At 65.9% G+C, this 11146-nt stretch carries 10 protein-coding genes; 3 read left to right on the top strand and 7 right to left on the bottom strand.

Translation table 11 applies throughout. The annotated features are described in order from the left end of the window. Positions 1 to 339: 339 nt before the first annotated feature. The 3 genes from ACWD1Z_RS35610 to ACWD1Z_RS35600 are packed head-to-tail and all read right to left on the bottom strand — an operon-like array spanning position 340 to position 4168. The gene (locus ACWD1Z_RS35610; RefSeq protein WP_451124771.1) at positions 340 to 1491 is read right to left on the bottom strand and encodes a glycosyltransferase family 4 protein; all 1152 of its coding nucleotides are present in this window, start codon (positions 1489 to 1491) and stop codon (positions 340 to 342) included. Further along, complete coding sequence (locus ACWD1Z_RS35605) at positions 1488 to 2870, bottom strand: hypothetical protein (protein ID WP_451124769.1); 1383 nt, start codon at positions 2868 to 2870, stop codon at positions 1488 to 1490. Before ACWD1Z_RS35605 ends, ACWD1Z_RS35610 begins: the two co-directional genes overlap by 4 nt. Positions 2871 to 2920: 50 nt before the next feature. Then, entirely contained in the window at positions 2921 to 4168 is a 1248-nt protein-coding gene (locus ACWD1Z_RS35600; protein ID WP_389421626.1) for a nucleotide sugar dehydrogenase, read from the bottom strand. Between the two features lie 66 nt (positions 4169 to 4234). Here ACWD1Z_RS35600 and ACWD1Z_RS35595 point away from each other — a divergent pair, with 66 nt between their 5' ends. Continuing rightward, complete coding sequence (locus ACWD1Z_RS35595) at positions 4235 to 5008, top strand: glycosyltransferase family 2 protein (protein ID WP_389421627.1); 774 nt, start codon at positions 4235 to 4237, stop codon at positions 5006 to 5008. A 134-nt stretch (positions 5009 to 5142) separates the two neighbouring features. Here ACWD1Z_RS35595 and ACWD1Z_RS35590 read toward each other — a convergent pair whose 3' ends face one another. The 3 genes from ACWD1Z_RS35590 to ACWD1Z_RS35580 form a co-directional block, all read right to left on the bottom strand. After that, a complete protein-coding gene (locus ACWD1Z_RS35590) occupies positions 5143 to 6045 on the bottom strand; it encodes a TauD/TfdA family dioxygenase (RefSeq protein WP_451124766.1) in 903 nt (300 codons plus the stop codon). Positions 6046 to 6257: 212 nt separating this feature from the next. Beyond that, positions 6258 to 6704, bottom strand: coding sequence for a hypothetical protein (locus ACWD1Z_RS35585; protein ID WP_389421629.1), 447 nt, complete (start codon positions 6702 to 6704; stop codon positions 6258 to 6260). Between the two features lie 89 nt (positions 6705 to 6793). Then, entirely contained in the window at positions 6794 to 7729 is a 936-nt protein-coding gene (locus ACWD1Z_RS35580; RefSeq protein ID WP_451124764.1) for an ATP-binding protein, read from the bottom strand. Between the two features lie 506 nt (positions 7730 to 8235). On the opposite strand from ACWD1Z_RS35580, the gene ACWD1Z_RS35575 reads away from it, so the two are divergent. Both ACWD1Z_RS35575 and ACWD1Z_RS35570 read left to right on the top strand, forming a co-directional pair. Continuing rightward, positions 8236 to 9489: an XRE family transcriptional regulator gene (locus tag ACWD1Z_RS35575; protein ID WP_451124762.1), complete on the top strand. Its 1254-nt coding sequence runs from the start codon at positions 8236 to 8238 to the stop codon at positions 9487 to 9489. Further along, positions 9486 to 10013, top strand: coding sequence for an N-acetyltransferase family protein (locus tag ACWD1Z_RS35570; RefSeq protein ID WP_451124760.1), 528 nt, complete (start codon positions 9486 to 9488; stop codon positions 10011 to 10013). The genes ACWD1Z_RS35575 and ACWD1Z_RS35570 overlap by 4 nt, the downstream gene beginning before the upstream one ends. Positions 10014 to 10108: 95 nt before the next feature. On the opposite strand, the gene ACWD1Z_RS35565 is transcribed toward ACWD1Z_RS35570, so the two are convergent. Next, the gene (locus ACWD1Z_RS35565) at positions 10109 to 10969 is read right to left on the bottom strand and encodes a hypothetical protein (RefSeq protein ID WP_451124758.1); all 861 of its coding nucleotides are present in this window, start codon (positions 10967 to 10969) and stop codon (positions 10109 to 10111) included. Positions 10970 to 11146 lie beyond the last annotated feature (177 nt).

Here is an 11146-nt window from a genome sequence, read left to right as displayed (position 1 = left end):
GAGGTCTCGTAACGCGTGCTCGAACTGCCGGTCGTCCATGGAGTCAAGTTCGGCCAGGGTGATCCGCAACGTGGCCAGCCGTCCGGCGTCGAGTCCACCACGGGACGATCCAACCTCTACCGCCGACAACAGCCCGGTTGCAGGGGGGCATGTGGGAGTGTTTGGAGTACGAGCACCGCATGATGGTCGACGGCATGGCCGAACTGGGCCGCCCCGCCCCGCACCGCTCCAAGCCGGCCGTGCCGCCGCCTTCGGGCCCAGCGGCAGGTTTGACTCCTACCACTGGCCTACGACCAACCCGACCTGCAGTCAACCCACACCATCACCGGATTTAACGAACTACCGGTAGGGGCGGGTGGCGATGATGGGCTCTGCTGTGTGCGACTTCGTAGCGTGGAGTGTCAGTTCGCGAAGCCGGCGGCCGGTGGTAGTGATGTCGTACCGGCGCGCGTTAGCGAGAGCCGCCTTGATCAGGGCCTTGCGTCGGTGGAAGTCCCGGCCCATCTCGTCCAGGGCCATGGCCAGTGAGCGCGGGTCGCCGGGAGTAAAGGGAACTCCAGTGTGCCCGAGGATTTCCCTTGCGCCGGGGAGATCGGAGTAGGCGACCGGAAGTCCGTGGGCTTGAGCCTCAATGAGGACGAGCCCGAAAGCCTCCAGACCTCTGGTTGTGAAGACGAAGGCGTCGAAATCCGGCAGTAGGCGCCACAGTTCGGCGCGGGCGAGGGATGGACCGAAGCGGACCCGGTCCCGCAGCCCGAGTTCGAGGGCCCGCTGCTCCAGATGCTCGCGTAGGGGGCCCTTGCCGATCACGGTCAAGTGGTGCGGCTGATCGGTTAGAGCGAGGGCTTCGATGGCGGTGACCGTGGACTTGTTGTCGTCCAGGCGGCCGGCGTGCACCAGGGACAGGGGGCCGGTTCCAGTGGGCGGCTGATCGCGGACCCGGGCATGGCTCAAGCGCAGGCCCCACGGGATGACGGTGAGCCGATCGGTGAATCGGCGTCCGGTGAGTCGGTCGATGCGGTCGGCGAGGGCGGCGGTTGGAGTGACGATCGCGGTACTGGCGGCAGCAACTTCCTGCATGGCCTCGCGTTCTGATGCGTTGCGCTCGGCCACCATCACCTCGGGGCCGTGGGCGATGGCGATGATGGGGATTTGGCCGGCGGTTCGAGTGAAGGCCAGGCTGAGAGCGAATCCGAGGTATTGGGCGTGGATGGCGCTCGGCTGGATCTTCTCGATGAGCGCACCGATCTCACGTGTCAGCTCGTCAACGTACGCGTCAAAGTCGGGGCCTTGAGGGCGCTTCACTGTGCAGAGGGTGATCAGATGATCGAACCCGGCCTTCCAGGCCTGATCGACCGGTGCCCTGCCCAGGAAAGTCGTGTGGGTGTCAGGCATCGCGCCGTAGAGATCGTTGGCGAGGATCATGCTCCCGGACGAAGGCGCCGAGATGCGGTTGATGCCAGTTAGGATGTTCAGGAATTTGGCGGTCATGAGGAAACTCCGTTCGCCGATAACCGCTGGGTGAGGATCGGGGCTTCCAGAGCTAGCCCGACACGTGAGCCGTCGGTTGGGTTCTGCGTGGCGCGTTGACGGGGAGGCGCCCACCACGACGCCAGATGAGGCGTGAAGACGGCTTTGATTTCCTCGTCCGGATGCAAGCAGCCCTTGCTGTCCAGCTCTGAGGTCCATACCCGGACTTTCGATCTGGGGTAAACGGGATTCACCCCTATCTCCCCCTTGGGGAGGATTCCGTTGAAGGGGGTAGGTATTCCCTCGCTATTCCAGTAGTTCCACACCTCAAGCGCCTTGGCTTTCTCGAAGCAGTGGTAGAGCTGCTGGTAGCGAGGCAGGTACCGCATCTCGCGGAAGATCATCTGACCGATCAGCCCAGGCGCCACCTTACGGAGCGTTCTGAGATCAGCGCCCCAGAAGGTGACCGCCCCCGCGTCCTGGGACGGGTGCAGCGCGGTCCTGGCGAACAGGTGGGACAGTCGTCGCCGGACGTATTCGGTGACTCCCGAGCTCAGAGCCGGTTCCATGCCTTCGATGAGCTGGACGAGCCGGTCATTGCGCGGTGCAAAGCGGGCCAGGTCGAACAACTGGCCCATGCCGTCCACTGCCGCGAAGGCGAGTCGCTTGCAGAGCCAGTTGTTCAGCTCTCCCTCTTGGGCGTAGCTCTTGGTCTCCGAAGTGGCGGAGTGGAGCATCAGGTACTCGGACAGCACCTCGAAGTACAGGTACCCGAGGAACGGTACGTAGGCCACGGCGTCGGACAGGCGGTCGATGAACTCGGGTGCCGGAGTGGCATGGTCGGCGGCGTTGCGCAGGGCAACGTCGAGGAACGCGGCCGCACCGCGCAGCCCGGTCAGCACGGCGCGGTCGAGCTGGTCGTTCTCGGCCGGAGTGAGAAAGTTCTGGTAGCGGTCGAAGATACGCAGGTGGATTGCACCGAGATGCAGGTAGTCGATGCCCTTGGGTGGGATCGGGGCGTCCGGGGTGACCTCGAAGACCATGGGCGTGGTGCTGGGCTTCGTCTGCATAAGGTAGGCGCCAAGGTTGTGCGGGCGCAGCCCTCCGCGCTGACGAGCGAGAGGCGAGCAGTACAGGGCCCCGACCAGGCATCCGGTGGAGACGTGCACCTCTCCGCTGGCGCGGATGGCGTCGATGTCCTTGGTGGTGTGCAGCAGGTACATCGGGTTTCCGCTGACGAGCGCTTCGGTCATGGCGTTGTGCCGAATCAGCCAGCCATTCGGGGTTGAGTATTCCAGGTGACGACGCCAGTCACTCTCACTTTCGGTCAGCGAGGCAGGAATTCGGCGCCGCGCTGGCATTGTGTAGTCGGTGTGGGCGTGCTCCCATTCGTCGCGCAAGACAACTCCCGGGCATAGGGGATTGTGGAGAGGTCGGAGATTTCGAAAGGCTAAAGCGTCTCGACGCTCGGACCGGAAAGACGGTTTCGGCAGTCGAGAACATAGGTTGCGCATTTGCCGATCATTGGGAGGTCGAATTGTGGGTGGTCCATGAGAAGAACCACTGCATCAGCGGCGGCTACCTCGTCCGGGTTCGCATCGACCCGGGGCACGTGCAGCTCGATGGCGTCACCGTCCGGGAGGTTGGGCTCGGCGCCACGGACCTCGGCGCCGAGGTCGAGCAGAAGTTCAGCGACGCGCGCCGAAGGGGAATTGCGAAGGTCGGTGGCGTTGTACTTATAGGTCAGGCCGAGCAGCAGAATCCGAGATCCCCTGACGGGCATGCCGCGCTTGTCGAGCGCTTCCACGAGACGCCGGACGACGTAGTCAGGCATACGCCGGTTCACGTCGGCGGCGAGTTCTGCGAACCGGAACGGGACGCCGAGCTCCTGCTGAGCCTTCCACGAAAGGAACATCGGGTCGACGGGCAGACAGTGCCCGCCGACGCCCGGCCCCGGGGTGAACCGCGTGAATCCGAACGGCTTGGTCGCGGCGGCGTCGATCGCCTCCCAGATGTTCACGCCGAGGGAAGCGGCCAGCATCGCCATCTCGTTGATCAAGGAGATGTTGACGAACCGGAAGGTGTTCTCCAGCAGCTTGGCAAGCTCGGCGACCTTCGTCCCGGACACCGGAACCGTGGTCTGGAAGATCCCGTCGTAGAAGCCCTTGATCACGTCGAGTGATTTGGCGTCGATTCCGGATACCAACTTCGGCGTATCGAACGACCAGCGCTTGTTTCCGATCCGCTCGGGACTGAATCCGGCCAGGAAGTCCACTCGAGCTTTGAGGCCCGACACCTCTTCAAGGATCGGCAGCAGCAGTTGGTCGGTGGTTCCCGGATAGCTCGTGGACTCCAGGACCACCGTCGCACCGGGTCGAAGGTGCTCGCCCAGTGTCCGGGCGCAGGACTCGATGTAGGTCAGGTCGGGCACTCCGTCCCGAAGCGGGGTCGGTACGGTAATCACCGCGATGTCGAAGCTGGCCAGCGCGGCAGTGTCGGCGGTCGCGGTGTAGGCCCCGGAGTCCAGTACAGCGCGCAGCCGCGAGGAGTCCACGTCCCTCACGTAGGACTGGCCGGCGGCAAGCTGCTGGACCCGGTGTAGGTCCACGTCGTAACCGACGACACAGTGGCCCACCTCGGCGGCGCGTACGGCCAGGGGAAGCCCTACATAGCCCTGACCAGCGATGACTATCTGCATGGCAGCTCCTACTCCATTGCGGTGCTTGAATGGACCGTCGTTCCTGATCTGGCAAGGAGAAGCACTGTGCCCTTGGTGTCGGTCGTGATGCCCGTTTACAACTCGGCAGCCACCCTCGGCGCAGCCGTCCGGTCGGTGCTCACGCAGACCCACAGCGACCTGGAGCTGCTGGTCACCGACGACCAGTCCTCCGACGGCTCCATGGACCTGCTCATGGAGTTCGCTCGGCAGGACAAGCGCGTCCTACCGGAATCGGCACCCGAGCGGGGCGGCGCCGGCCGGGCACGCAACCTCGCAATCGAGAGGGCCCGAGGGGACTACGTCGCATTCCTTGACTCCGATGACATGTGGCTTCCGGAGAAGACCGAGAAGCAGCTCGCCTTCGCTGCGGAAGGTGATGCGCCGCTGACGTTCACCTCGTACTTCAAGATGAACGCCGACTACGACGGCGAGAGCACCGACTGGGTCCCGAACGGGCGGGTAGTCCGTGCGCGGGAGCACGTGAACTACCGCGCGATGCTGCGCCGGGACTACATCGGCGCCTTGACAGCCATGTACGACCGCAACGTCCTGGGCACGAGGCTCATGCCGGAGATGCGCAAGCGCCAGGACTACGCCCTGTGGCTGTCGATCATGCGGGACGGTGCTGACGCCCGGGGCCTGGCTGAGCCGCTGGCGGTGTACCGGGCCCACCAGGCGGGATCGCTGTCCTCCAACAAGCTGTCGCTCGTGCAATACAACTGGGCCCTGTACCGCGAGCACGAGCAGCTGTCGGTCGCGCGGTCAACGCAGGCACTGGCCGGCGCTGTGTGGCAGTCGCTGCGCAACTCGCGCATCTAAGTACGTGCACGCGCCCCGGGAACCCGGTGCGCGACTCTTTCCGGGAGTACCCGACCGGGCCCCGCCTCGTGGCCGTGCCGCGTGCGCGGGGACTGGCCCCGGGGTCTCGGTAGGTCACCGGTGCCGTCGACCGGCTACGAAGCCGAGCCGCCGCCAGCTGGCGCGCGCAGGAACAACTGCAGGAGCAGCCGCCTGGCGGCGACCGGGACGGTCTCCTGACCGCTGTGGAGAGCCTCCCGACCGTGCAAGAAGCAGCGCTGGTTCACGATGAGGTAGTCCCCGCGCTGGAGCATGAACAAGACCTGGCCCCGCACCAGTTCCTCGGCGAGTTCCCTGGCGGCGTCGGCGTGCGCCCGGCCAAGCCGGGACCGCTCCAGCATCTTGGCGGTGAACCGGACGAACCCTTCGCCCGGGGCGGAGCAGTCCAGGATCGGGAACGGCTTGTACTCCTCGCCCACGCCGAACAGGTCGAAGAAGGTCCCGTAGTGGTAGGCCGACTCGGCCAGCAGGGCGCGGCTGTTCTCCGACAGCCGCGCCACCGCCGCATGGGCGTCGGAGAGGATGCTGGGGCCGCCGCCGAGCGGGTCACGGCGGACGCACAGGAGCGTGGTGTAGTCCGGGGGCAAGGTTCCGTTCACCAGGTCCATGTGGAAGGCGTTGTACCCAATGCCGCTGGACTTGCCGGGGTCCTTGTCGACCTTGACCCCGATGTCTTTCCAGAGGGGCCACCGTGGGAAGGGCGAGAAGGGGACGGCTACCTCGGCAGCGAAAGCCGTCGCCAGCCGCAGGAACCGGTCGTCGTTGGTTCCCAGCGCCTTGGCGAGGTTTCCAAGGCGCAGCACGGCGTATCCGCCGCCCTCTGCGGTCAGCGCGTTGCGTAGCGTCGCGGCGGTCTCCTCGAACCGTGGGGTGGCCGTCAGTTCGGTCCGGTACTCGGCAATGGTGGATTGCGCTAGGAACGAACCGTCCAGCTCCCAGGGCGGGAGAAGGCGGTCGATCAGAACGGCTTCGAGTTCGCCAGGGATGTCTATAAACACGCGCAGCTTCCTTCTCTCTTGGCACTCTCGGGTGTCGTTCGGGTGCTGCTGTCGTCCGGACGTCGAGGGTGGTTGACAGCGCAGTGGGTCTCGTCGGGCCGTGGGCCTCGGGATTGCGCCCTTCGCCGGGGTCACTGGCGAGGTATGCGCCGGCGCTCCGGCGTCGGTTCGTTTGATCGTGCTCGTCGGCGCCACCCGGCTAGCACGCAGTCTTAGGTGGCGATGCCAAGCAGTGCAGCGAGCGCGGCGTGCGGTGTCGGCTCGGGCCGCAGCTGCGCCAGGGCCTCGCGGAGCGGCCCGGGCGGGACGAGCCGGTCGCTGGCGGACGGCCGCAACCAGTACAGGCCTGGGGGAACAGTCCTGTTCAGGGACGGCAGCGTGATCGTGTGGGGCGAGCCCAGGCATACGGCGTGTGAATGCGGCTCCCACCGTTCGGAGGAGCCTGGTGGGACGAGCCAGTACAACCAGCCGCTGGCGGGGTCCGCGATGACGGGCCCGCATCCGCCCTGAAGCTCGTCCATGAGGGCAACGGCGCCGCGCGCCTGAAGACCGGAGCTGGTGATGACGACATCGAAAAGACTGCCGCCCAGGCGGACGCGGGTGTCGCGCCGTGCCTCTACCGCCAGGAGGATGCGGATCATCTCGGCCAGGTCGGCCATGTCGGCGGCTGGAGCGTGTGGAGAGTCTGCGGACTGGACCAGGTGCTGCATAATCTCGGCGGCGGTCGGCGTTGCTTTAGCCGCGGCGCTCACCAGTCCACCGGCCCGGGTCGCAGAACAGCGCGAACGGTCTTGCCGTCGAACGTAGCGCCCACGAACCAGGTAAGGGCCACGCCGTGTTGCGCAATCTCCCAGAGGCTGCCACCGACGCCGGCGATAGCCTTGTCGAATTCGGGGAAGGCGGGGTCGGAGTCCGTGACGTCGATGAGCAGTTCGTGGGCCTCGGTAACGCTGAGGCAGGCTTCGAGGCGCTGCCCGCCTGTCTCGGCGGTGAGAGCGTGCTGTACCGCGTTGTCGACGAGAACGTGCAGCACATCGGTCGCCCGATGATGATCCCCAGGCCACCTCAGCATGGTGAGCAGGGTGCGCGCCTGGCGGCGAGCTAACGCTCCGGCGTTGCGATCCCCAGAGATGACAATGGGAGCTGTGCGCATGACCGGCGCGGTCACCGCGACGGGTTCCATGGGAGAAGATCCTTTGGTCAGGGGGAGAGTGCACCAGGTTGTGGTGCCGTCTTCGCTGACACCCCACTCTTCGGCCAGGCTGTCCAAAAGGAGCAGCCCACGGCCGCTCTCGTCGTAGGGATCAGCGCAGCGGGCAACAGGGCGCAGGGGCGAGCCGTCGTACACCTCGATCATCAGGTGGCCGTCCTGAAGACACATGCGAACGCCGATGTCGAGGCCGAAGGCGTGGCGCAGGGCGTTCGTAGACAACTCGGTGAGCAGTAACTCCGCGGTCTCTACCAGGTGGGGGCAGCCCCAGTAGGTGAGGCTGGCGCGGACTATCCTGCGCAGCCTTTGCGGCCAGGCCGCGTCTGCGCTGGAGAGGCCTTCGCCGTCTGGGGCGGGCTGACGCTCGATCGACATCGCAAGGCCTTGGTAGACGCCTCGGTGGCGTCTTGGCTCATCCGCAGCGCCGGGGACGCGTCGCAAGGCGCGTTCCGGGTCGGTAAGGGGGGTCGTCATGGTCGGCTCCATGTCGAAAAGGCCATCTGTAAAGTCGCCGTCGTGTCAGTGCGAGTGCGTGAGGCACGGTTGTGGGGAAGCACCGTGCTCTTGCTCTTCGTCGGCCTGCGGGTTGGTGGTTGGCGCTGACATGGCGGTCGGTGTCCGTGCCCTGGGCCGTAAGCACGCTGGTGACGAGAGTGCGAGTGGGGTACACGGACTCGCGGATGCCGGGCAGCTCGGCGGTGTTACGCGGGGCGCCGATCGCATTCGGTTCGCGGCGGTCGTGTTCATGAGGTCTTTCCCTCCGGCGTGGCGTGGCCCCGCCCTGACGGGGGCGGCAGGGCGGGGCTTCCTGCCAGCCGCCGTGCCGAACCCGGCTCGGCGACTGATAGCCAGTCAACGAGCAGCGAGCGGCGGGCAACAGGAAGAGCTTCGGGTTCGTGCTCGCCCGCCAACCGGAAGACTTTGCGTTCCCATGACCTACCGCCTGGGCAGCGGTGTGACGGTGGTACTACGTTCGAAGCATGGGAGTGAACCTCATCCTTCAGCGCCGGATGAAACAACTCGGGCTCACTCAGGAAGAGTTGGCCGCTCAGCTCAACACAGCGCTACAGGAGATCACCGGCCGCCCCGGCGAAGTCTCCTCTCGGACGGTGCGCAACCTGCTCAACGGGTCGAGCCGACGCCCAATCGGACGCACTTGCGCAGCACTTGAGCGTGTGTTCGGCTGCCCCGTGGCGGACTTAGGGTTCAGCGCACCCAGCTCGATGCAATTCCCCCCGGAGGACCCCGTGCGGCGTCGCGACTTCATCGTTTCCACCACCGGAACGGCATCCGCAGCCGTTCCGATCGTCAAGCAGCGCCGGGCCGTGGGCATGACGGATGTCGCCCGCGCCTCAGCCGCCATGAACGAACTTGTGGAAGCCGACGACCGCCAGGGTGGACACACCTCGTTGGCGACCGCAGCCCTCAACGCGCGCGCCCAAGTACTGCAACTCCAGCAGCAGAACGCCACCGAGCGAGTTCGCCGCGCCCTGTACGCGCTCGCTGCCGAGTTCACCACCATCGCGGCTTGGTCGTGCATTGACCTCCGTGACCTGGACACGGCTCAACAGCACCTGCACGAGGCGACGACGTTCGCAGGTCTCTCCCAGGACCCGCCCACGGGTATGCATGTGTGGATCAACATGGCCATGCTCGCCTACCAGCGGAAGAACTGGCACGAGCAGCTTGCGGCAGCACAGGCGGCCACCGCGACTCCGGCTGCCCGTAGAGATCCGTTCTTCGGCTCCATGGGCCGCGTCCGCCTGGCTCTGGCCCACTCATCGCTGGGAGATCTACGGGCAGCCCAGAGGGCTCTGGGTGCTGCGCAGGACACCCTCGGGAGGGCAGCCGAAATCGAGCGCCCCCGGTGGACCGCGTTCTACGGGCCGGCCGAGCTCAACCATCTCGCAGCGATCATCCTGAACCACAATGGGGAATCCGCCGAAGCCGAGGCGATGGCGCACCGCGCCCTGGCGAGGATCCCGCCGGAGTTCCAGCGCAACCGGGCGTTGGCCACATGCCAGCTCGCTCTGGCACAGCTCCGCCAAGGAGAGCCGGAGCAAGCCACAGCGACCGCAGCCACCGTTTTCACGATCATGGATGGCACTCCACTGCCTGGACGCATGCGCACCCTGATCGGAGACTTTCACCGAGACCTGTTCCGGCTGGCGCCGTCTGCGACGTACGCCCGCGACTGGGCAGACCGCATGCGAGATGAATGGAGTCGAGCGTGACCAGGTTGATCGACCTGCGGCATTACGGACAGGGAAGCCTCCCGGAGGGGTTCAAGCAGATGCTGATCGATGTGCACGCCGACGCCTACGCCGATGCGATGGACAACGAGTTCAATCAGCGATTCCCGTGGTTCGTCGATCACTGGTCGGCCATGGACGGCTTCACCTGCGTCGTCGCCTTCGACGGGGACGAGCCGACCGGCTTCGCGTACGGCGCCCCGCTGCGAAAGGGTCGTGAGTGGTGGCGCTCCACCGAGTTCGAGCCGAACAACGGGTACACAGCGACCTACGCCGTTTCCGAGGTGATGGTGCGCCCGCAGTGGCGGAAGCAGGGCATCTCAGATCGGCTGCACGATGCCCTGCTGAAGGAGCGCAGCGAGGATCTCTCCGTGCTCCTCGTCGACGTGACACACTCGAAGGTGGAGGCTCTGTACGAGACGTGGGGTTACGCAAAGGTGGGCGAGCAGCAGCCGTTCGCCGACTCCCCCGTCTACGCGGTCATGTTGAAGAGGCTGCGCCCTTAAACGGGCTGGGGCTGGTAAGCCCGCATGTTGAGGTGTCGCCTATTCTCTGACGGTTTCCAGCTTGACCACCCTGAGTAGTCGGTGGTGCCTACTGATCACTCTGCGCCGTGGTGACCGGGCTCGTAGGGCGGGATCGTCCAGCGCATCGTTGTCTGGCCCGTGGGGTCAGGCTGAAGAGTCACGGGATAGACCTGTCCGAAGCGGCGTTCGCCGCGATGTCGCATCGAGTGGTCGCCGCTGTCCCAGTTGATCCCTAGGACGGGGCAGTCAGCGACCTCGATGGCGCCGATCTGAAGCGGGTGGGTCCAACTCGCGCGGTTGAAGCAGTGGAAGTGGGTGTGCTCATCGACTGCGACCATGACGCCCCGGCCCTGTTCGTCGCCTTTCCAGTCGTTGAGGGCGTCGCCGAGCTTCTTGGCGTCATCTATCGGGAGGTCGAGCCACCCTCGCACTTGACCGCTGTGTCGCAAGATCAGGTCTCCGCCGAACTGAAGATGGGCGGCCTCCGCGTAGCCTCCCCAGTAGGCGACGTCGGCAAGGCCGTCGGTTGACGGATGGCCGTCTCCGGTCCAGGAGTCCAGGGCAAGCGCGTCACCGAGCACCATGCCGCAACGGTCGACCGGTAGGTCGCCGAGGATGATCGGCTCGCCCCCGGCGGTGCCGGCCCATGGCAGTCCGAGATCGATCTCAAGGACTGCGATGGCTGGTCCTCCGTCGAAGGGCGACGCCGCCGTGTCGGCCCGCACCATCAACGGCCTGTCATCGGCGGCGCGAACCGAGACCATCTCACACATCCCGTCGTGGACGTGTCCGCCGCCGACCGATGCCGCGGCCCTTGCGCGCTCGGATAGCGGTCGGCCCAGCTGCGGCCAGTAGTCGATCCACGACGCCATCCCCAACACGAGGACTCCCGACGGCGCCGTCACGACTCCCAGGTCAATGTCAGTCTCAGCCATCCGGTGATTGAACCCTCCTTCTGCTCTCAGGATCATCCTCCTGAGCTGGACACACCTCCAGGCATCCGCGCGCGAACCCGCCTGTCAACGGCCATTTCGTTCTCCCCGTAGGCGGCCAGGAGTTCGCCCCGCTGGCGGCCATCCAGTTCTCCCCGGTGGCGGCCAGATAATTCCCCG

The sequence above is a fragment of the Streptomyces sp. NPDC002784 genome, from assembly GCF_053592135.1.
The sequence above is the reverse complement of the archived record's forward strand: the minus strand, read 5'-3'. Positions and strand labels throughout refer to the sequence as shown.

Bases quoted from the DNA above. Each gene is read 5' to 3' on its own strand.
- ACWD1Z_RS35600 (WP_389421626.1), bottom strand. From the start codon at position 4,168: ATGCAGATAGTCATCGCTGGTCAGGGCTATGTAGGGCTTCCCCTGGCC.
- ACWD1Z_RS35580 (WP_451124764.1), bottom strand. From the start codon at position 7,729: ATGACGACCCCCCTTACCGACCCGGAACGCGCCTTGCGACGCGTCCCC.
- ACWD1Z_RS35585 (WP_389421629.1), bottom strand. From the start codon at position 6,704: ATGGCCGACCTGGCCGAGATGATCCGCATCCTCCTGGCGGTAGAGGCA.
- ACWD1Z_RS35610 (WP_451124771.1), bottom strand. From the start codon at position 1,491: ATGACCGCCAAATTCCTGAACATCCTAACTGGCATCAACCGCATCTCG.
- ACWD1Z_RS35575 (WP_451124762.1), top strand. From the start codon at position 8,236: ATGGGAGTGAACCTCATCCTTCAGCGCCGGATGAAACAACTCGGGCTC.
- ACWD1Z_RS35565 (WP_451124758.1), bottom strand. From the start codon at position 10,969: ATGGCTGAGACTGACATTGACCTGGGAGTCGTGACGGCGCCGTCGGGA.